This window comes from Bosea sp. BIWAKO-01 (genome assembly GCF_001748145.1).
Lineage (GTDB): Bacteria > Pseudomonadota > Alphaproteobacteria > Rhizobiales > Beijerinckiaceae > Allobosea.
Window position 1 is genome coordinate 1,360,437 of the sequence record NZ_BCQA01000001.1, and the last position, 19,423, is coordinate 1,379,859.

Consider the following 19,423-nt stretch of genomic DNA (forward strand, 5'->3'; position numbering starts at 1 on the left):
ACCTCGGCGCTGTCACAAGCGGTGGAGATGGAGCCCGCCATCGACATGGAAGGCGTCGCCCGTGCTGAAGGGGAGTGCGCCGGTCGCAAGGGAGGTGACGGTACGAGCCACATCCTCGCCCTCGCCCCAGCGGGCAACCGGGGTCAGGCCGTCGGCGATCATCGCGTCATAGCGAGCAGAGACGGGCGCTGTCATCGGCGTGCGGATCACGCCGGGTCGAATCTCGTGGCACATGATGCCATGTTCGGCGAGCCGCAAGGCAAAGAGCTTGACCATCATCGAGGCGCCCGCCTTGGAGATGCAATATGCACCGCGCTCGGGTGACGCCAGAACCGCGCTCGCAGAGGTAACGGTGATGATGCTGCGCGCGGTCTCCGGCAGCTCAGCCTCGCCGGCCATGCGCCGGGCGATCGCCTGCGTCAGCAGGAACGTGCCGCGCAGGTTGATCCCCATCACATGATCGAACTCGTCAGCGCCGCCTTCGAGAAGGTCTCCGCGCTGGCGCATCGGCACGCCGGCATTGTTGACATGGCAATGCAGCGGGCCAAGCGCGCCGGCCATGCTGTCGCCGATCCGCGCAGCGTCTGCTCCGATATCACCGGCGACCAGCGCATGGCGACGACCGCACGCGACGACAGCCGCCGCGGTCTCGGCCAATGCCTCTTCGCTGAGATCGTTCAGGACGAGATCGAAGCCGGCCCTGGCCAGCGCGATGGCGATGGCCTGACCGATGCCGCGGCCTGCTCCCGTGACGCTGGCGACCGCCATGTCTCAGAGCCCCTGCCAGTTCGGAGCCCGCTTCTCACGGAATGATGCCAGCCCCTCGCGCGCATCCTGCGTCGCCGACGCGATCGCTCCGCCCAGCGCCTCGAGCGCGCGTGACGGCGCATCGTTCTCATGCACCGAGAGCGCGAGCTTCGCAGCCGCGACCGCGACTGGTGCGCGTCCCGCGATCAGCTCCGCCAGGCGCGACGCCTCGGCGCGTGCCCCTTCGCCTTCGAAGACACCGTTGACGAGACCCCAGCTTTCCGCCCGCGCCGCATCGATCCGCTCACCGGAGAAGATCATCTGCTTGGCGCGAGGCAGCCCGACTGCGCGCGGCAAGCGCCCGGTTCCGCCCCAGCCCGGCAGTGTCCCTATCGAAACCTCAGGCATCGCGAACATCGCCTGATGCGACGCAATCCTGATATCGCAGCACAGCGCGAGTTCGAGGCCGCCACCAAAGCAGGCGCCCTCGACGACCGCGAGCGTCGGAACGCGCAACGCAGCGAGACGGCCAAACGCGGAATGACCGGGCACGATCCAGCGCTGCCACATCTCGATCGCCGTCAGGCCCGACCAGGCGTTGATATCGGCCCCCGCGCAGAAGGCCTTGCCCTCCGCCAGCAGCACGGCACAGCGAATAGCCGGGTCGGCCTCGATGGCGTCGCAGGCACGGATCAGTCCGTCGAGCATCGCCGGCGTCAAGGCATTGAGCTTGGCCGCGCGCCGCAATGTGATGCTGGCGACAGGTCCGTGGATGTCGAATGAAAGCTCTTCGCTCATGGCCTGGCTCCAAGGACGAGGCCCATCGGGGCCGGATCGAACAGGCGAGGATCCATCGGCCTGAGATCGGCGGCGACCTTCAGCGGAATGTCAGCCTGCTCCAGAACGTCGCGCTTCAGGTCGATGCCGTTGGCGATCTCGATCACCTCCGGCCCCTCATCGGTGAGGCGCAACACGCAGCGCTCGGTGACATAGAGCACGTCCGTGCCGACGCTTCGGCTGCGGCGGCCGCTGAAGGTGACATGCTCGGCCTCCGGCACGAACTTTCTGAGCTTGCCCTCGCGCTTGATGGTCAAACCGCCATCGGCAATCGCAACGTCGAGCCCACCCGTGGTGAAGGTCCCGCTGAAGACAACGCGCTTGGCGTGAGCCGTGATGTCGACGAACCCACCGGCGCCAGCCGTGAGATAGGGCCTCGACCCCAGCCGCGAGACATTGACGTCGCCCGCGGCGGAAACCTGGAGGAAGGAGAGCAGCGCGCAATCGAAGCCACCCCCCTGGAAATAGGTGAACTGCTGGGGCGAAGGCAGGATCGCGTCGGCATTGGCCGCGCATCCGAAAGCGAAGCCTGTCAAAGGCATGCCGCCGACCGCACCCTGCTCAATCGCCCAGGTGACGCTGTCGGCCTGCCCTTCGGCGAGCAGCACGCGTGGAACCACGGCCGAGACGCCGAAGCCGAGATTCACTGCCCAGCCCGAGCGCAGCACCATCGCCGCGCGCCGGGCGATCACGGTCTCGATGCCGAACTCCGGCAGTTCGAAGGCCGAAGCCGGCACGCGGACCTCGCCGCTGATCGCGGGATCATAGTCGATTCCGGTGGTCTGGCGCTGGTCGGGGTCGACGACGACGTGGTCGACAAGATGTCCCGGCACCACAACCTGGCGCGTCGGCAGCGAACCGGTTGCGACGATACGCTTCACCTGGGCGATGACGATGCCGCCATGGTTGCGGACAGCCATGGCCTGGTCGAGCGCGCCGAGCGGTGCGCCCTCATGTTCCATGCTGATATTGCCGCGTTCATCGGCGGTCGTGCCGCGGATGATCGCGACCTTCGGTACGATGTTGGGGAAGTGCAGCCACTCCTCGCCCCCGAACGCGACGACGTTCACCACCGGCGCGCGGGCGCGTGCCGCGTCGTTCATCGCGCAGCCATGGCGGCGCGGGTCGACGAAGGTGTCGAGCCCGACCTTGGTGAGAACACCGGCTCGTCGTGCCGCGACATCGCGGTGCATGTCGAAGAGAATTCCGGATGGAACGTTCCAGGCGGCAACCTCATTGCTGCCGATCATCGACCAGATCCGCGGGGACGGAAGCGAGGACGGGCCGGACGGATAGGAGCCGGCCAGGATCGCACTGAGCAGGCCGGGCTGTGCGAGATGGTCGATGCCGTCGATGCCGTACATGTCGCCGGCGGCGATCGGGTGCAGCGTCGTCAGATTGCGCGGATGGCCCTCCGCCTTGAAGCGTTCGCCGATCGCCTTGAGCACGGCGTCGGGGCAGTTCAACCCCGACGAGGATGAGACGCTGACGACGGCGTCGTCGGGGATCAGACGGGCCGCGGCCTGCGCGGTGATGACAGATTTAGACATGGCGATGTCCAGGGAGGGAGGGGGCGCCCGTCGTGTTCCGGACGATGAGGTGAGCGGGTTGAAGGCAGGTCTTCGGCGGCGCGTTCGGATCGTCGAGGCGCTCGAGCACGAGTTCGGCCGCCTTGCGTCCGAGGTTGCGGGGCTCGATCGCGACCGTGGTCAGGGCGGGCGTCCGCAAGGCCGCCTCCATGATGTCGTCGAAGCCGGTGATCGAGAGCTCACGGCCTGGTGTCATGCCGCGCTGCGCCAGCGCCAGCGTCGCACCGATCGCCACGAGATCGTTGAAGCAGACGAGCGCTGTCGGCTGCGGACCAAACGCCAGAACGATCTCCGCAGCAGCCACGCCGCCTGCGAGCGTCGGGGGACAGGCGATGGAGATCGGCGGCGGCAACCCCGCCTCGTCGGTCGCCTGCCTCAGGCCGGCGAAACGTTCGCGCTGGACCGAGGTTTCGTCATTATGCCCGGCAAAGGCTATGTGCCTGTGACCGAGACCCAGCAGATGGCGACCAATGGCCTGCGTCCCTGCCGCGTTCTGAGCGCCGGAATAATCCGAGACCAATCCCTCGACATGGCGCAACGCCTGGACCAGCGGCAGGTCGGACGGAATCTGGGCTCTCAGTTCCGACGCATCGCTGCCGGTCGACGGACAGAGGATCAGCCCGTCGAGCCGATGTTCGCGCATCCGGGTCAGGATTCGTGACTGCCGTGCGCAATCCTCGCGCGTGTCGGCGATCAGGACGAGCGCGCCCTCGGCCTCCAGGCTCTCGGACACGCCGGCGGCGAGCTCCGAATAGAAGGGGTTGGCAAGATCGAAGACGATCAACCCGATCGTGCCCGAACGAGCACCCCGCATCGCGGCAGCGGCACGATCATAGATGTAGCCCAGCTGGGACGCGGCACGCTGAACCCGCTCGCGCGCCTCGGCCGAAACCGGGGCGCCGCGTAGCGCGAGCGAAGCGGTCGACTTCGACACGCCCGCCTGTTCCGCGACTTCGATCAGCGTGGGCCGGGACATCGCTAGAGAACGGCTCCGAGGAATTGCTGCAGTTCCGGAGTCTTCGGCGCACCGAAGAACTCCTCTGGTGGCCCCTGCTCGTGAATGCGTCCCTGGTGAAAATAGACCACCCGGCTCGCGGCTTTCCTCGCGAAGGCCATTTCGTGCGTGACAAGCAGCATGGTCATGCCGGACCGCGACAGGCCCTCCATGACCTTGAGCACCTCGCCCGTCAATTCCGGATCGAGCGCCGATGTGACCTCGTCGAAGAGCATCACCTTGGGACGCATGGCCAGGCTGCGCGCGATCGCGACACGCTGCTGCTGCCCGCCTGAGAGCTGCTCCGGGAATGCGTCGTATTTTTCGGCCAGCCCGACCTCGGCGAGAACAGAACGGGCAATATCCGAAGCCTCGGCCTTGCCGATCTTCTTCACCAGCCTGGGCGCCAGCTCGATGTTCTTGCCGACCGTCAGGTGCGGAAAGAGATTGTAGGACTGGAACACCATGCCGACATCCTGGCGCAGCGCACGCAGGGCCTCCTCACCCGGAGCAAGCGCGTGACCGGCAACGATGATCTGCCCGGAATCAGGTGTCTCCAAGCCGTTCAGGCAGCGCAGGAAGGTGCTCTTGCCCGAGCCGCTGCGGCCGATCACCGCGATTAGCTCCCCTTCGGAAACGCTCAGCGAGACACCGTCGAGGACGGTGAGCGATCCGAACGACTTGCGAACGTCCTCAGCTACGACGACCGGCATGGAGCCTCCTCTCGAGCCGCTGGCTCATCACGCTCAGCGGCCAGCACATGGCAAAGTAAAGAAGTGCGACAGAGCCGAAGACCCAGAAGGGCTGGAATGTCACGTTGTTCATGAGAGTGCCGGCCCGTGTCAGCTCGACAAAGCCGATGATCGACGCCACCGAGGTGTTCTTGACGATCTGCACCATGAAGCCGACCGTCGGCGGCACCGCCAGCCTGACGGCCTGCGGCAGCACGACATAGATCATGCGCTGCGCCGGTTTCAGTGCGAGCGAGGACGCCGCCTCCCATTGCTGGCGCGGCACGGCCTCGATGCAGCCTCGCCAGATGTCGCCCAGGAAGGCGCTGGCATAGACCGTCATCCCGAGCGCCGCCGCGACCAGGGGCGGAAAGCGCAAGCCGAGGAACGGCAGGCCGTAGAAGACGAGGAAGAGCACGATCAGTACCGGCGTGCCCTGCACCACGCTGATCCAGCTCGCGGCGATGTTCCTAAGCATGGCGTTGCGCGACACCCGCATCAGCGCGACGACCATGCCGATCGCGCCGCCGCCAATGAAGGCCAGCAGCGAGAGCAGAACGGTCCAACGCGCCGCCTCGACAAGAAAGGTGAATTCGGCAGGACCGAAGGAACGGATCATCGGCGCACCGCCACCGCGCGACGGCGCGGGAACAGGAAGCGGCCGGCGAGATCGAAGCTCAGGCGGAACAGCATCGTGAGGCCGAGATAGAAGCCGGCGAGGATGATGTAGACCTCCATCGAGCGATAGGTGCGGCTGTCGATCAGCGCTCCCGCAGAGGACAGCTCCTCGACGGAAATCTGGGAGAGGATCGATGAGGCGAGCATGGTGAGAACGAACTGGCTCGACAGCGCCGGCCAGACCCGCTCCAGGGCCGGCAGAAGCACGACGTGGAGCAGAATATCGCGGCGCCTCAGTCCGAGTGCCGCACCAGCCTCGATCTGCGAGCGATGGGTGGCCTCGATTCCAGCGCGGATGATCTCTGCCGAATAGGCGCCGAGATTGAGGGTGAGCGCGATCAGCCCGGCCTGGATCGCCGTGATCTGAATGCCCAGGCCGGGAAGCCCGAAGAAGACGAGGAAGAGCTGGACGATAAAGGGCGTGTTGCGCATGCCCTCGACATATCCGGCCGCAAGAACGCGCAGAATCCGGCTGCGTGCGCTGCGCGCGACCGCGCACAGGACGCCGATTACCACCCCGAGCACGATTGCGACAGCGGAGATCCAGACGGTCTGCAGAAGGCCGCTCAGGAGCGTGTCTAATTGCGCCCAAACGTCGGAAAAGACGAGGCTTGGCATAGTGCTGACATTTCGATCGCGGGAGAAGACGAAGCCGGTGCGCCGCCAGGGCGCACCGGTGCGCTAGCTCAGAAGACCGGAAGCTCCGGCAGAGGCGCGTTGAGCCACTTCTTGGAGATTTCGTCGAGCTCTCCAGAGTTCTTCATGAACCAGATCGTGTTGTTGAGCCACTGATGCAGCTCCATCTGGTCCTTGCGGACAGCCATCGAGTTGGGCTGCAGCGCGAAGGCAAACTTGAGCTCGGCGTTGGCGCCCTTGTTCTGACCCAGAATCTGATTGACCGTGGTGTCCGGAAGGGCCGCGGCATCGACCTGGCGGCTGAAGACCGCCTGGGCGCAGATCGCATCGTCATCAAAGCGCACGATGTTCGTACCCGGCATCGCCATACGCGTCAGTGTGGTGTCCTGCGGGCTGCCGCGCGGAACCGCGACACGCTTGCCGGCGAGATCAGCCAGAGACTTCGCGGCCAGATCGTTAGCGCCCATGATCGACATGCGGAAGGCGCTGTAAGGCATCGGGAAGACGATGGTCTTGGCGCGCTCCGGCGTCGGTCCGAGCGTCGCGACCAGCAGGTCCACGCGCTTGGCCTGCAAAGCTGGAATGCGTGCCGGCGGCGCCAGCGCGGTGATCTCCGCTTTCACGCCCATGTATTTGGCGATGAGATTGGCGACATCGACATCATAACCCGATGCTTCGCCGCGCTCATTGACGATGCCGAAAGGCGGCACGCCCGACACGACGCCGATGGCAATGCTGCCGCGCTTGGTGAATTCCTCAGGCGTCGAGGCGCTGGCTGTCGTCGTGCTTGCAGTGACCGCAGCAGCGGCGGCCGTCCCTAAGGCTAGCGCGCCCAAAGCGGCGCGGCGTGACGGATTATGCTCGTCCATGCACTTTCTCCATGTCGCGTTTCCATGAGCCGGGCTTCTAGAACGTTCCAGCTTCGAACTGGAACGTTCCATATGGTCAAATCGGAGTCAAGCCCATGAACGCTTCGATCCAGCTCACCGCTCTCCGCTCGCCAGCAAGAGCCGCCGAGAACCTCTTCGAATTCTGGAGATCCGGGGTACAGCTGAGGTGAAGCGAGCGACGCAGATGGCTGCGCTTGCGTCTCGCGTCTCGCGTCTCGCGTCATGGCGCCTGCACCGCGCCTGTGGCTGCAGCAAGCGAGCCCGCCCCTGGCCGGTCGATCCAGGACTGAACGAGCACTCCGACAACCGACCGTGCACATCCCGCAATTTTCCCCGCGGGGCACGTCAATCCTGTTAACAATCAGGAATTCGTTCTATACAACCTAAGCGAGAAATCGCAGATTTAAGAGCAGCGCGGTGAGAAAATCTGTGAACTGGGGGAATTGGCATGGCATGCCTTGATGTCGTTGATGCCCCCCACTGGATTCATCACGTCCTGGTCACGACGGACGATGTGAATCTTCGCCTCAAGCTCGACGCCATGGATGCGTGGCTCAGTCTGCGGGAAATCCCCTATCGCGTTGTCGCCCTGCCCCGGGACAAGATGGCGATACGGCTCTGCTTCCTGGAAGAAGACTCGGCCCATGCGTTCGAGGCGTTTGCCGGAGGGCTGAGTGTCCCCTCGGACGAGACCACACTCGCGCTGGCTGCGGATCCCGCGAATGATGATTTCTATCAAGTGCTTGAGCACCGCTTGGCTGATTGAAGCAGGATCGCGCTTCCAGCCAAGAAGGTCGGGAACGTTGCACTCACCGCCCAGGGCCAGCGTGGCGTCGATAATCCGCGCGGACAGCCAGGCCACTCATTTCGCCCTGTCGAGGATTCCCAGGCCACGGAAGGCCTGAGGACGGCCGCCTGACGTGAGCCCGGCGGAAACCAGCCGTCCGTGAGGTTTGGCAGGCCCGGCGCAGATCAGCGAACGCGCCTGACTTCAAGCGCCTCGGCGATGGTCTGGTAGCCGCGTGCGCGGGCATGTTGCAGCGGCGTAAGGCCTTCCCGATCCGCAATCCCGGGATTGGCGCCAGCGGCGACCAGGGCCCGCACGGTCGCGACATGCCGTGGGCCGCCATTGCCGAGCACCACCGCCTCCATCAGCGCTGTCCAGCCGAGATTGTTGACGTGATCGAGGGGCGCCTTCGCCTTGATCAGTTCTTCCACGATGCCCTCATGACCGAGATGGGCGGCCGCGATCAGCGCGGTGCCGTCATAGCGGCTGGTGACGAGGGTCGCCGCCGCGCCCGCAGCCAGCAGAGCCTTCAACGTCGGCACATCGTCACTGACTGCCACGATGGTGACGGCATCATAACGCTGGTGGTCGAGAAGCGCCGGGTTCGCTCCCGCGACGATCAGCGCGCGCGCCACGGCCCCCTGCCCGCGAAAGGCCGCGACATGGAGCGGTGTGCGGCCGTTGCCGTCCCGGGCGTTCAGATCAGCGCCGGTCGTGGCGAGGCGGCTGACCTGGGCGACGTCGCCGGACGCGGCGGCGGCGTGGAGGCCCTGATAGACGGACAATTCCGCGGCACTCGGCGGCGTCTGCGCCCGTATTTGGCCTGACAGGGTCGCGGCCGCGAGGATCACGACGGCGAACAGCGTTCTCGACATGGCCCCACTCCGACAATCCCGAAGGCGGCCGAAGCGCCGGCCACCTTCGTCGACATGCCCAAGAATAGTCTCAGCGCAGCTTCGCCTTCACCTTTTCGATGCCGGCATTGGCGCATTCTTCATCCAGATGCCCGCCAGGAGCGCCCCCGACTCCCACCGCGCCGATGACCTCGTCACCGACCTTGACCGGCACGCCGCCGCCGAGCAGCAGGAAGCCTTCGATAGATGCGAGATGGCGGGCTGCCGGATTCTTCTCGGCGCCTTCCGCGATCGCCGAGGTGGCGTTGCGGGCGGAGGCTGAGGTGAAGGCCTTGGCGCGGCTGGCCTCGACAGTGTGCGGTCCGGCCCGATCGGCGCGAAGCATGGCGCGCACAAGCCCGGCACGGTCAACGACTGTTGCAGTCACATTGAAGTTCTTTGCCGCGCACGCCTCGACTGTGGCCTGAGCGAGTTCCTGGGCGATGGCCAGCGGCATGTTCCGCTCCTGAAGAACCTGAGCCCCGGCGGCGGCGGGGACAAGCGCAAGGGCCACAGCGGCAGCAAGGCGGATCGTGGACATGATTTCTCCGGTACTGAGCAAGATCGAACCCTGTGCTCGACGGAAGAAGGTTAGCCCGAGGCGACGGCAAAGATTATCGGTGCGGTGCCGGAGCCATCTCCGTAATCATACGGAGGCCTGCCGGAGGGCCGAGCCCTAAAGCGCGGCCCGCACCATGGCGGCGACCGAGGTCGCGCCAAGCTTTTCCCCAATATTGGCACGATGGGTCTCGACCGTGCGAGGCGAGAGGTCGAGCGAGCGTGCGATCTCCTTGGTCGACCGGCCCTGCGCGACCAGATCGAGAATTTCGCGCTCGCGTGGAGTCAGGCGGGCGAGGAGAGCAGCCCGTTCGGTCCTCTCTGCCTGATCCCGGCTGAGGTCGTCGCGCTGCGCGAAACCGGCCTCGATCGCCTCGAGCAGAACCTGCTCATCGACCGGCTTGGTCAGGAAATCGACGGCCCCCGCCTTGAATGCACGCCGGCAGGCGCTGACATCGCCGTGGCCGGTGATCACAACCGTCGGCATGCGCGCTGCCTCAGTGGCCATCCGTTCGAGCAGCTGCAGCCCCGAAACCCCCGGCATGCGGATATCGACGACCACGCAGCCATCCTGCCGCGGATCCGGACGATCAAGGAAAGCCTGCGCGCTCGAAAACGGCTTCGCGGCGAATCCCATGGTCTTCAAGAGCAGGGTCAGCGCTTCCCTGACATCGCTGTCGTCATCGACCAGATAGACCGTGCGTGCAGCCGGTTTCATTCCGCAGCAACCTTCCGCTCCGCGACCCAGGCGGGAAGACGGATCGTGAAGACGGCCCCACTCGACGCTCCGTTCCGGACTTCGATGCGCCCGCCCGCGCTTTCGACCAAGCGCTCGCATAAGGGCAGGCCAAGGCCCATTCCGCCGCTCTTGGTGGTAAAGAACGGCTCGAAGAGGCGTGCCATATCGGCATCCGCGATGCCGCTGCCCTGATCCGCGACCGAAATCTCGGCCTCCCCTGCAACCTCCCGGACCGTGATTGTGATCACGCGCCGCTCCTCCGGCATGGCGTCGAGCGCCTCCGCGGCGTTTCGAACGAGATTATGCACGACCTGTTCGATGGAAACGCGGTCCACCACCGCCCATGGCGGAATGGAGCTCAGTTCCAACCGCAGCGTGATCGCGCGCTCCTGCAGGTCGCGCTGGACCAACTCGACGACATTGCGGGTAATCTGGTTGAGATCGGCAGGCTGCCGGACTGGATCGCGGCGTGAGACATAAGTCCTCAGCCGTTCCAATATCTCGCCCGCCCTTCGCGCGTGACGGACATTCGCTTCAAGCACGCCCACGAGTTCGTCGGGGGTCTTCGCTTCCGACCGGGCCAGGCGAAGGCCCGCCTGGCTCTGGCTGAGGATCGCCGTCAGGGGCTGAGTTATCTCATGGGCGATACCGGACGCCATTTCACCGACTGTGTTGACCCGCATCGCATGGGCCAGCCGGGCCTCATGCTGGTGCAGGCGCATGGCCTCCCTCGCGCCCGCGGTACGTCGTCTCTCGCGCAGGATCACCAAGAGCAGGAAGGCCGCGAGCCCCGTCGCGGTCAGAACCACGAATGCGGTCCGCGGCGGGAGGAGGTCCGCCAGTACCGGCTGCCCTGCGAGGTGCAGCACGAGCGGCTGTGACCGACTGCCAAGGGCCCCTTCATAGGAGAGACGGGGGATCACTCCCTGATGGGGAAGGGTTGCGCCGGTCTGTACGAGGACCGTTCCGGCACCATCCCGAAGCACGAGGGCGATCTCGTGCGGCAGGCCGCCCTCTGGTTCGACGAGGAGCTTGCCGTCGATCACCAGGACGAGCGCGCCGACTTCGGAAGCATTGTCAGGGAGGCGCTTGACCAGCGCATAGAACGGCGTCCCCGTCCGGCTGGCGACTGTCCCGGCCTGCCCGGCTCCGAGCTCGCGGAGCCTTTCCGCCAGCGCCGCCATCTCGAAATCCCGGAGAGCAGCTGGGGGGCTGCCGGACGCCATCTCGGAGGATCCCGTGAAACTGATCAGGGCGACGGCAGCGATGCGGGGGTAGAAGCGCTGCATCGCCTCCACCACGGCCTGGAAGGTTGCGGATGACGCGCCCGAGCTTGCGAGGACCGCTGCGAGGCTGGTGAGATGGGCGTCATGCTGATCGACGCGCTGCGACAGGATGCGGTGCAACGTACCGCCATCGCGCTCAAGCCCGTCCCGCACCCGGACGAACTCGGCACCAGCCACCAAGGCAAGGGCGATGAGCGCGAGCGGTATCCACAATCCGAGAAAAGCGAGGAAACGTTGCTTCACGAGGTGCGCCTAGTTCAGGCCAACCTATCGCGCAAGCCCTCTGCCGTCACCGTCGCGCTCTCTGCGCCCCTCAGGCCGAGACAGCCGGCCTCTCCACCGTCCTGCTTGTCGACGGTACACTGGACGATGCGCGAGGCGGCGTGCGGCCTCGCGCATCGGTCTGTCTCAGAGATGACCAGGCTGGTCATCCGCCCTGCGGCCACCCCGAATATGCCCCGCCGGGTCATCGGCGCCGCGGGCGCGACGCACGTCGCCAACCGGATTGTCTGCCCCGCGTCCCTGCCGCACATGGCCGGCCGGGTCATCCGCCCCACGCCCGCGCCGAGCCTGGCCGACGGCATCGTCCGCGCCACGTCCCTGCCGCACATGGCCAGCCGGGTCATCCGCCCCGCGCCCGCGCCGCGCCTGGCCGACGGCATCGTCCGCGCCACGTCCCTGCCGCACATGGCCGGCCGGGTCATCCGCCCCGCGCCCGCGCCGCGCCTGACCGACGGCATTGTCCGCGCCACGGCCCTGCCGCGCATGGCCGACCGCATCATCCGCCCCGCGTCCATGCCGAGCATGGCCGACGCCGTCATCTGCACCGCGACCGCCCCGGGCATGGCTGGCTCCACCATCCGCGCCTCGGCCACGACTATCGGCAGCGCTGCTGCCGCCGCTCGACGAACCGCCAAGGCCGCCACCGCTGTCGCCGCCACGACCGCCGCCGCCACTGGAGCCGCCGCCGCCGCTGCCACTTCCACCGCTGCCTCCGCCAGAGCCGCCGCCGCTGCCACCACCGGAACCGCCACCTCCGGAGCCGCCGCCGCTGCCACCGCCGGAACCGCCACCTCCGGAGCCGCCGCCACCGCCACCACCACCACCACCGCCACCATCGCCGCCGCCGGCCGCCAGGATGATGCGGGCTACTCCGTCATTGGATGACGCGCGATTGTGATCTGTGGAAGCGCTTTGGTCCTCACCGCTTCGGGCCAGGATAGCTGTCTCCAGGGAGGCAGTGCTCTGTAGTTGAAGCGAGCTGTCGTCACTGATGGCGGCACTAACGCCTTGCGAGCCGGTGGTTGCCACTAGGATGGTGGTTGCCAGCATAAGTGATCGCAATGTCATGGTCGTATCTCCTTGCCATAGCCACCGCTGATCATTCTCTCCCCGGTGACGAAGCAGAGTTTGCGCGCCCTCGAACCTCCCCAGCCTGACGCGGCCCGTCAGCGAAATGTCAGCTTGGGTGTCGTAGCCTCGGAAGTTACCATGCGACATTCACGCAACATCGCCTTCTGGCGCGCGATTCCGGCCCTCTTGGTCGCGTTTACGCTCGTCGCGACAAGCCCGGCCTGGATTGTTCCCGCTCTCGCCAAAGACGGCGGCGGCGATGGGGGCGGTGGCGGCGGCGGTGGTGGCTCCGGAGGCGGCGGCGGTGGCGGAGGCTCTGGAGGTGGAGGTGGTTCCGGAGGCGGAGGTGGCGGTTCCGGTGGGGGCGGCGGCTCCGGCGGAGGCGGAGGCGGCTCCGCTGGTGGCAGCGGCGGTGGAGGTTCCGGCAACAGCGGAAGCAATTCCGGCAGCGGCAGATCAGGCAATGACGGTGGATCCGCCGCGAGCCAGAATTCGGGAGACAATCAGCGCGGTCGCTCGGGTCGTGGCGGCAGGAACGGTGAAGATGCGGTCAGCACCGGCCAGCACTGGGGCAATACGAGCGCCGACTTCGCGCGCCAAGCAACCCAGGGCGGACAGGTCGTGTCGCTCGGCGCCGTCCTGTCGGTGGTGCGCGCGGCTGTTCCCGGTGACGTGCTCGAGGTCGATCTGCGCCTCGCGTCGACGGGCGAATGGCGCTATGAATTACTGGTTCTCGACGGCACAGGCCGCTACCGCGAAGTCGTGGTCGATGCCAGGCGCAACCGGATCCTCCAAATGCGGAGGCGATGATGAGAATTCTCGTCGTGGAGGACGAGCGGCGCATAGCCGACGATGTCGCCTCCGCGCTTGCGGAAGCGGGCTATGTTCCGGAAGTCGTCCATGACGGTGAGGCCGCCTGGTTTCGCGCCGAGACGGACGATTTCGATGCGCTCGTGCTCGACCTCGGCCTGCCGAAGCTCGACGGGCTCTCGGTTGTGCGCAAGCTGCGGGCAGCCTCGGTCAGGACCCCCATACTGATCCTCACCGCGCGCGGCGCCTGGATGGAGCGCGTCGAAGGAATCGACGCTGGCGCCGACGACTATCTGCCCAAGCCTTTTCAGGCGGAAGAACTCGTCGCCCGGGTCGGCGCACTCATTCGCAGGACCGGAGGTCACCTGACGCCTCAACTGGTCTATCGTGACCTCAACATCGACACGCGCCGCAGAACGGTTGCGGTCGGCGGGCGCAATGTCGAGCTGTCTCCCTTGGAATACCGGCTGCTGCGCTACCTCGTGCATAATCAGGGCCGGGTCGTGTCGCAGGGCGAGCTGATCGATCACGTCTATGGCGGCGATCATGAACCCGACAGCAACGCCGTCGAAGTGCTGGTCGGGCGCTTGCGCCGGAAAGTTGGGGCCGAGACGATCGGCACCCGGCGTGGTCACGGCTACATCATCGGGAGCTGAGTCGATGAGCTCGGGCTCGATCCGCAAACGCATTCTGATGATCGCAGCCCTGACGATTGCCGTGACGCTCGCGGCTGCAGGCGCGGCTCTCATCCTGGTGTTCGAACAGCATGTCCTGAAGCGTATCGCGATTGAGCTGGAGATCCGCTCCAGTGAACTCGCCAAGGCGTTCGAGCTCGATGCGGACGGCAACCCACTGATCAACCACGATCTCGCCGATGCGCGCTATCAGCTGCCTTATGGCGGCGCCTACTGGCAGATCAGCGAGGGGGAGGTGCAGCATCTGCGTTCGCGCTCGCTCTGGGACCAGATCCTCGATACGAGCACGGTCAAGGGGGAGGAGAAGAGCAAGGGCGCGTTCGAGATCGACGGGCCGAACAATTCCGAGCTCTATGTGCTCGAACGCGCGGTCAGGCTCGACGGCGCCAATGGCCCGCGGACATTCCATCTCGCTGTCGCGCTTGACCATGCCGACATCGGCGAATTGCGCCATGCCTTCTCCCTCGATGTCGCGAAGATCCTGTTCCTGCTCGCATTATTGCTGATCGGTGGGGCCTGGCTGCAGATGCGGTTCGGCCTGCGGCCCCTTCACCAGTTGCGCGCGAGCCTCACCGCCGTGCGCGAAGGCCGCACGTCCCGCCTGACAGGGACGCTTCCGGAGGAAATCAAGCCGCTGGTCGATGATCTGAACAGGCTGCTCGATCGCCAGGATGAGCTGGTGCGCAAGGCGCGTGACAGGGCGGGCCTATTGGCACACGGACTGAAGACGCCGCTCACGATCCTGTCGAGCGAAGTGGCACGCCTGGAGCGGTCCGGACAGCACGCGCATGCGGCCATCCTGCGTGAACAATGCGAAGCGATCAGTGCGCATGTCGAGCGCGAGCTTGCACGGGCGCGGACCCACGGTGCGATACAGGCGGTCAGCGTGAGGACGCTCGTGCTGCCGATCGTCGACCGGCTGGTCGATCTGATGAGCCGCATCGACAGCGCCAACAGCATCACCTGGAGCGTCGAGATTCCCGAAAACGCCAGCGCTGCCATGGAAACCGACGATTTCGCCGAGGTCGTCGGCAACCTGCTCGACAATGCCCGCAAATGGGCGCGCAGTGCCGTCACGGTGCAGGTCCACACCAATGACGGCGGCGGCACCGTTCTCTCGGTCAGCGATGACGGGCCCGGCGTGCCGGGAGACCGACGCCAACTGGTCCTGCAGCGCGGTGTCCACTTCGCTCCGGACAGTCACCATTCGTCAGGTCTGGGTCTTGCGATCGTATCGGATACATTGGCCGAATACGGTCGGGAACTCGTCATCGCCGACACTGAAACCGGCTGCGCCATCTCGTTCGAAATCGAACCGCCCCGGCGCGGCGAACGAAAGCAGGGAGAGGCTGTGGTGAAGCTGAGACCTGCAGTCATCCACTAGGCCGCGCAGCCGACATGACCCCGGGCAGAACCACTTCAGCGCAGTGAAGCCCAGGCCGAAGCACAGTCACGGCCTCGATCGCTTCAGATATGGATGGCGTGGCCGAGCGCCTTCAGCGCCGCCTCCTGCACGGCTTCGCCGAGCGTCGGATGAGCGTGGATCGTTCCCGCGATATCCTCGAGCGTTGCGCCCATTTCGATGGCGAGCCCAAAGGCCGCGCTGAGTTCGGAGACGGATTGCCCGACCGCCTGGATACCCAGGATCACATGGGTATTGGCCTGGGCGACGATGCGGACAAAGCCCTGCTCGCTGTGGAGCGTCATCGCGCGGCCGCTGGCAGCAAGCGGAAACTGCCCGGTCTTGATTTCGAAGCCGGCTCGACGCGCCTCGTCCGGTGAAAGACCGGCCGAGACGATCTCCGGATCGGTGAAGCAGATCGCCGGAATGCAGCGCTTGTCCCAGGCGCGCGGCAGCCCTGCGACGATCTCCGCCACCAACTCGCCTTGCGCCATGGCGCGGTGTGCCAGCATCGGCTCGCCGGTGACATCCCCGATCGCATGGATACCGCGCATCGAGGTCTCGCAGCGCTCGCCGATGCGGATGAAGCTGCCATCCATGTCTAGCACCAGTTCCTCGAGCCCGAGATCGGACAGCACCGGCTTGCGGCCAACGGTGACGAGTATCGCGTCCGCCGGGATCCGCCGCTCCGCGCCTTCCACCGTTTCGACCAGCAGGGACTTGCCGTCAGGAACCGCACCGCGCGCCTTCGCCCCGAGCAGAAGCTCGACGCCGAGCCTCGACAGCGATCTCTCGACCGGCGCGGTCAACTCGGCATCGTAAAGCGGAAGAATCCTTGGCAACGCCTCGACGAGGGTGACCCGCGAACCGAGCTTCGCAAAGGCGATCCCCAGTTCCAGGCCGATATAGCCGGCTCCGACGACCGCCAGCCGCCCCGGAACCGCGGGCAGCGACAATGCCTGAGTCGACGAGATCACGGTGCCGCCAAAGGGCAGGAAGGGCAGCTCGACCGGTGCAGAGCCAGTGGCGATGACGATTGTTTCGGCCCGGATCAGCTTCGGGCCCGTCTCGGTCTCGACGGCAACGGTCTTGCCGTCGCGAAAGCGAGCCCGGCCATGCACGATCTTGACCTTGGACTTGCGCAAGAGCGCGGCGACGCCGTTGTTCAGGCGCTGGACGATCCCGTCCTTCCAGCCGATGGCCTGCTTGAAATCGAGCGCCGGCGCCGAGGCCGTGAGCCCGAACGGTGTCTTGCCCTGCGCGGCCGTGGCCAGCTTCTCATATTCGTCGGCGACATGGATCAGCGCCTTGGACGGAATGCAGCCGACATTGAGGCAGCTGCCGCCGAGCTTCGTGCTCTCGACGATCACCGTGTCGATGCCGAGCTGGCCGGCCCTGATGGCGCAGACATAACCGCCCGGGCCCGCGCCGATGACAAGCAATTTGCAGGTGATCTCGGTCATGGCGTCAGGCATCCACGAAGAGCGTTGCCGGGTTTTCCAGAAGCTCCTTGAGCCGCTGCACGAAGACGGCCGCATCCCAGCCATCGATGACACGATGGTCGAAGCTCGACGACAGATTCATCATCTTTCGCGGGACGAAGCTCGTGCCGTTCCACATCGGCCGGATCATCATCTTGTTGACGCCGACGATGGCGACCTCGGGGTGGTTGATCACCGGCGTGGTGGCGATACCGCCGAGCGCACCGAGCGATGTGACCGTGATTGTGGAACCCGTCAATTCGTCCCGGGTCGCGATGCCTTCGCGTCCCCGTTCGGCGAGGCGGCCGAGTTCCCGGGCGCAGTCCCAGAGATCACGAGCCTCGGCATGTTTCACGACCGGCACGATCAGCCCGGTCGGAGTCTGGGTCGCGATACCGATATGGATGCCGGCATGTTGGTGAACGATCCCGGCCTCGTCGTCGAACAGCGCGTTCAGGTTCGGCTGCTCGGCCAGCGCCTTGACGAGCGCCCGCATCACGAAGGGCAGGAGCGTCAGCTTCGGTCGCTCCGGCGTCGGCTTCTTGTTGAGGACGGCGCGCAAGTCCTCGAGGGCGCTGACGTCGACTTCCTCGACGATGGTAATGTGCGGAATGCGCGCCTTGGACAGCGCCATCTTCTCGGCAATCTTGCGGCGCAGGCCGACGATCTTGACGTCGGTGACCGCGGTCCTTCGCGCCAATCCTGGCGCACGTTCGGCCTCGGGACCGCGCAGCGCGAAGCTGTCGAGGTCCTCGTGAGTGATGCGCCCGCCTTGGCCGGAGCCCACGACCTGGCGCAGGTCGATCCCGGCCTCGCGCGCCTTCAGTCGGACCGCTGGCGAGGCGAGCGGCTTCTCGCCGGCCTGCCGCCTCGGTGCGACGCTCAGCGTGGGAGAAGAGACGGCCCGCGGCAGGGGCGGTGCAGCGGGTTTGATCTCGGCCGGCTTAACCAGTGCGGAAGCCTGCGCTTCTTTCTTCGGTGCAGCGGCGGGTTTCTCGACAGCAACCGGCTCGGGAGCCTCGTTCCCCTCCGCCTCGCCGGCATCCGCCGCACCTTCGCCGGCAACCTTCAGCCGGACCAGCGCCGAGCCGATCGCGACGGTGTCGCCGATATCGGCACCGACCCAGACCACCTCGCCCTCGACCGGTGACGGAATCTCGACTGTCGCCTTGTCGGTCATGACGGCTGCAAGGAGATCGTCCTCGCGCACGATGTCGCCGACCTTGACGTGCCACTCGACGAGCTCGGCCTCGGCAATGCCCTCGCCGACATCCGGAAGCTTGATGACCCGTTCCGCCATCACCGGCTCTCCATGATCTCGCGCAGGGCGGCGCCGACGCGCGCCGGGCCGGGGAAATAGGCCCATTCCTGGGCATGCGGATAGGGAGTGTCCCAGCCGGCGACGCGCATGACGGGCGCCTCGAGATGGTAGAAGCAATGCTCCTGCACCAGGGCTGTGAGCTCTGCGCCGAACCCCGAGGTCAGCGTCGCCTCGTGCAGGACAATGCAGCGGCCTGTCTTGCGCACGGAGGCCACGATCGTATCGAGGTCGAGCGGCAGCAGGCTGCGCAGATCGATGACCTCGGCGTCGATGCCGGTTTCTTCGGTGGCTGCCTCGGCGACATGAACCATGGTGCCATAGGCGATGATGGTGACGCTCGCGCCCTCGCGCCGGATCGCGGCCTTGCCGAGCGGCAGCACGAAATGGCCGTCAGGCACCTCGCTCAGCTCATGCTTGGACCAGGGTGTCACCGGGCGATCGTGATGACCGTCGAACGGGCCGTTATAGAGCCGCTTCGGTTCGAGGAAGATGACGGGATCGGGATCCTCGATTGCGGCAATCAAGAGGCCCTTGGCATCATGCGGATTGGAGGGCACCACAGTCTTCAGCCCGGAAACATGGGTGAAGAGCGCCTCCGGGCTCTGGCTATGCGTCTGGCCGCCGAAGATGCCGCCGCCGGTCGGCATGCGGATCACCAGCGGACAGGTGAAATCGCCGGCCGAACGGTAGCGCAGCCTGGCCGCCTCCGAGACGATCTGATCGTAAGCCGGATACATGTAGTCGGCGAACTGGATCTCGACGCAGGGGCGCAGGCCATAGGCCGCCATGCCGACTGCCGTGCCGACGATGCCGAGTTCGTTGATCGGAGCGTCGAAGCAGCGGTTCACCCCGTATTTCTGCTGCAGGCCATGGGTGCATCGAAACACGCCGCCGAAGAAGCCGACATCCTCGCCATAGACCACGACATTCTCGTCGCGGCCCATCGAGACATCGAGCGCCGAACGGATCGCCTCGATCATCGTCATTCGAGCCATC

General features: G+C 66.0%; 20 protein-coding genes. 4 read left to right on the plus strand and 16 right to left on the minus strand.

The genetic code is table 11. The features are described 5' to 3' along the window. Positions 1-12: 12 nt before the first annotated feature. From BIWAKO_RS06185 to BIWAKO_RS06245, 13 genes are all read right to left on the minus strand, one after another. The gene (locus BIWAKO_RS06185) at positions 13-768 is read right to left on the minus strand and encodes a 3-ketoacyl-ACP reductase (RefSeq protein ID WP_069877791.1); all 756 of its coding nucleotides are present in this window, start codon (positions 766-768) and stop codon (positions 13-15) included. Between the two features lie 3 nt (positions 769-771). After that, entirely contained in the window at positions 772-1,545 is a 774-nt protein-coding gene (locus BIWAKO_RS06190; protein ID WP_069877792.1) for an enoyl-CoA hydratase/isomerase family protein, read from the minus strand. Then, positions 1,542-3,134, minus strand: a complete 1,593-nt coding sequence (locus BIWAKO_RS06195) for an acyl CoA:acetate/3-ketoacid CoA transferase (protein WP_069877793.1) — start codon at positions 3,132-3,134, stop codon at positions 1,542-1,544. The genes BIWAKO_RS06190 and BIWAKO_RS06195 overlap by 4 nt, the downstream gene beginning before the upstream one ends. Then, positions 3,127-4,149 (minus strand): LacI family DNA-binding transcriptional regulator, encoded by a 1,023-nt coding sequence (locus tag BIWAKO_RS06200; protein ID WP_069877794.1) that lies wholly within the window; start codon positions 4,147-4,149, stop codon positions 3,127-3,129. The genes BIWAKO_RS06195 and BIWAKO_RS06200 overlap by 8 nt, the downstream gene beginning before the upstream one ends. A 2-nt stretch (positions 4,150-4,151) precedes the next feature. Then, positions 4,152-4,880, minus strand: coding sequence for an amino acid ABC transporter ATP-binding protein (locus BIWAKO_RS06205; RefSeq protein ID WP_069877795.1), 729 nt, complete (start codon positions 4,878-4,880; stop codon positions 4,152-4,154). Next, complete coding sequence (locus BIWAKO_RS06210) at positions 4,861-5,517, minus strand: amino acid ABC transporter permease (RefSeq protein ID WP_069877796.1); 657 nt, start codon at positions 5,515-5,517, stop codon at positions 4,861-4,863. Before BIWAKO_RS06210 ends, BIWAKO_RS06205 begins: the two co-directional genes overlap by 20 nt. After that, the gene (locus tag BIWAKO_RS06215) at positions 5,514-6,194 is read right to left on the minus strand and encodes an amino acid ABC transporter permease (protein WP_069877797.1); all 681 of its coding nucleotides are present in this window, start codon (positions 6,192-6,194) and stop codon (positions 5,514-5,516) included. Before BIWAKO_RS06215 ends, BIWAKO_RS06210 begins: the two co-directional genes overlap by 4 nt. Before the next feature lie 68 nt (positions 6,195-6,262). Beyond that, positions 6,263-7,081, minus strand: a complete 819-nt coding sequence (locus BIWAKO_RS06220) for a transporter substrate-binding domain-containing protein (protein ID WP_069877798.1) — start codon at positions 7,079-7,081, stop codon at positions 6,263-6,265. 424 nt (positions 7,082-7,505) lie between these two features. Further along, a complete protein-coding gene (locus BIWAKO_RS35255) occupies positions 7,506-7,964 on the minus strand; it encodes a hypothetical protein (protein ID WP_141740003.1) in 459 nt (152 codons plus the stop codon). A gap of 110 nt (positions 7,965-8,074) precedes the next feature. Further along, entirely contained in the window at positions 8,075-8,764 is a 690-nt protein-coding gene (locus BIWAKO_RS06230) for an ankyrin repeat domain-containing protein (protein WP_069877800.1), read from the minus strand. Positions 8,765-8,834: 70 nt separating this feature from the next. Then, a complete protein-coding gene (locus BIWAKO_RS06235) occupies positions 8,835-9,323 on the minus strand; it encodes a GlcG/HbpS family heme-binding protein (RefSeq protein WP_069877801.1) in 489 nt (162 codons plus the stop codon). Between the two features lie 135 nt (positions 9,324-9,458). Continuing rightward, the gene (locus BIWAKO_RS06240; protein ID WP_069877802.1) at positions 9,459-10,058 is read right to left on the minus strand and encodes a response regulator transcription factor; all 600 of its coding nucleotides are present in this window, start codon (positions 10,056-10,058) and stop codon (positions 9,459-9,461) included. Next, a complete protein-coding gene (locus BIWAKO_RS06245) occupies positions 10,055-11,608 on the minus strand; it encodes a sensor histidine kinase (protein ID WP_084651184.1) in 1,554 nt (517 codons plus the stop codon). Before BIWAKO_RS06245 ends, BIWAKO_RS06240 begins: the two co-directional genes overlap by 4 nt. Before the next feature lie 171 nt (positions 11,609-11,779). Here BIWAKO_RS06245 and BIWAKO_RS35880 point away from each other — a divergent pair, with 171 nt between their 5' ends. The 4 genes from BIWAKO_RS35880 (at position 11,780) to BIWAKO_RS06270 (ending at position 15,607) form a co-directional block, all read left to right on the plus strand. Beyond that, on the plus strand, positions 11,780-12,532 hold the full coding sequence (locus BIWAKO_RS35880) for a hypothetical protein (protein WP_210185084.1): 753 nt from the start codon (positions 11,780-11,782) through the stop codon (positions 12,530-12,532). 324 nt (positions 12,533-12,856) lie between these two features. Next, a complete protein-coding gene (locus tag BIWAKO_RS35885) occupies positions 12,857-13,528 on the plus strand; it encodes a PepSY domain-containing protein (protein ID WP_176733275.1) in 672 nt (223 codons plus the stop codon). Beyond that, a complete protein-coding gene (locus BIWAKO_RS06265) occupies positions 13,528-14,184 on the plus strand; it encodes a response regulator transcription factor (RefSeq protein ID WP_069877805.1) in 657 nt (218 codons plus the stop codon). Before BIWAKO_RS35885 ends, BIWAKO_RS06265 begins: the two co-directional genes overlap by 1 nt. A gap of 4 nt (positions 14,185-14,188) precedes the next feature. Beyond that, positions 14,189-15,607 carry an ATP-binding protein gene (locus tag BIWAKO_RS06270; RefSeq protein ID WP_069877806.1) on the plus strand — a complete coding sequence of 473 codons (1,419 nt, stop codon included), beginning with the start codon at positions 14,189-14,191 and terminating at the stop codon, positions 15,605-15,607. 83 nt (positions 15,608-15,690) lie between these two features. Here the strand turns inward: BIWAKO_RS06270 and lpdA are convergent, their stop codons facing one another. Genes lpdA through BIWAKO_RS06285 form a run of 3 tightly spaced genes read right to left on the minus strand, consistent with a single transcriptional unit; the run spans position 15,691 to position 19,422 of the window. Continuing rightward, entirely contained in the window at positions 15,691-17,088 is a 1,398-nt protein-coding gene (gene lpdA / locus BIWAKO_RS06275; RefSeq protein WP_069882219.1) for a dihydrolipoyl dehydrogenase, read from the minus strand. Positions 17,089-17,092: 4 nt separating this feature from the next. Further along, a complete protein-coding gene (locus BIWAKO_RS06280) occupies positions 17,093-18,406 on the minus strand; it encodes a dihydrolipoamide acetyltransferase family protein (RefSeq protein ID WP_069877807.1) in 1,314 nt (437 codons plus the stop codon). Then, on the minus strand, positions 18,406-19,422 hold the full coding sequence (locus BIWAKO_RS06285; protein ID WP_069877808.1) for an alpha-ketoacid dehydrogenase subunit beta: 1,017 nt from the start codon (positions 19,420-19,422) through the stop codon (positions 18,406-18,408). The genes BIWAKO_RS06280 and BIWAKO_RS06285 overlap by 1 nt, the downstream gene beginning before the upstream one ends. Position 19,423 lies beyond the last annotated feature (1 nt).

Excerpts from the sequence above, each read along its gene's own strand:
- BIWAKO_RS06185 (WP_069877791.1), bottom strand. The coding sequence starts at position 768 with ATGGCGGTCGCCAGCGTCACGGGAGCAGGCCGCGGCATCGGTCAGGCC.
- BIWAKO_RS06190 (WP_069877792.1), bottom strand. The coding sequence starts at position 1,545 with ATGAGCGAAGAGCTTTCATTCGACATCCACGGACCTGTCGCCAGCATC.
- BIWAKO_RS06195 (WP_069877793.1), bottom strand. The coding sequence starts at position 3,134 with ATGTCTAAATCTGTCATCACCGCGCAGGCCGCGGCCCGTCTGATCCCC.
- BIWAKO_RS06200 (WP_069877794.1), bottom strand. The coding sequence starts at position 4,149 with ATGTCCCGGCCCACGCTGATCGAAGTCGCGGAACAGGCGGGCGTGTCG.
- BIWAKO_RS06205 (WP_069877795.1), bottom strand. The coding sequence starts at position 4,880 with ATGCCGGTCGTCGTAGCTGAGGACGTTCGCAAGTCGTTCGGATCGCTC.
- BIWAKO_RS06210 (WP_069877796.1), bottom strand. The coding sequence starts at position 5,517 with ATGATCCGTTCCTTCGGTCCTGCCGAATTCACCTTTCTTGTCGAGGCG.
- BIWAKO_RS06215 (WP_069877797.1), bottom strand. The coding sequence starts at position 6,194 with ATGCCAAGCCTCGTCTTTTCCGACGTTTGGGCGCAATTAGACACGCTC.
- BIWAKO_RS06220 (WP_069877798.1), bottom strand. The coding sequence starts at position 7,081 with ATGGACGAGCATAATCCGTCACGCCGCGCCGCTTTGGGCGCGCTAGCC.
- BIWAKO_RS06230 (WP_069877800.1), bottom strand. The coding sequence starts at position 8,764 with ATGTCGAGAACGCTGTTCGCCGTCGTGATCCTCGCGGCCGCGACCCTG.
- BIWAKO_RS06235 (WP_069877801.1), bottom strand. The coding sequence starts at position 9,323 with ATGTCCACGATCCGCCTTGCTGCCGCTGTGGCCCTTGCGCTTGTCCCC.
- BIWAKO_RS06240 (WP_069877802.1), bottom strand. The coding sequence starts at position 10,058 with ATGAAACCGGCTGCACGCACGGTCTATCTGGTCGATGACGACAGCGAT.
- BIWAKO_RS35880 (WP_210185084.1), top strand. The coding sequence starts at position 11,780 with ATGACCAGGCTGGTCATCCGCCCTGCGGCCACCCCGAATATGCCCCGC.
- BIWAKO_RS35885 (WP_176733275.1), top strand. The coding sequence starts at position 12,857 with ATGCGACATTCACGCAACATCGCCTTCTGGCGCGCGATTCCGGCCCTC.
- BIWAKO_RS06265 (WP_069877805.1), top strand. The coding sequence starts at position 13,528 with ATGAGAATTCTCGTCGTGGAGGACGAGCGGCGCATAGCCGACGATGTC.
- BIWAKO_RS06270 (WP_069877806.1), top strand. The coding sequence starts at position 14,189 with ATGAGCTCGGGCTCGATCCGCAAACGCATTCTGATGATCGCAGCCCTG.
- lpdA (WP_069882219.1), bottom strand. The coding sequence starts at position 17,088 with ATGACCGAGATCACCTGCAAATTGCTTGTCATCGGCGCGGGCCCGGGC.
- BIWAKO_RS06280 (WP_069877807.1), bottom strand. The coding sequence starts at position 18,406 with ATGGCGGAACGGGTCATCAAGCTTCCGGATGTCGGCGAGGGCATTGCC.
- BIWAKO_RS06285 (WP_069877808.1), bottom strand. The coding sequence starts at position 19,422 with ATGGCTCGAATGACGATGATCGAGGCGATCCGTTCGGCGCTCGATGTC.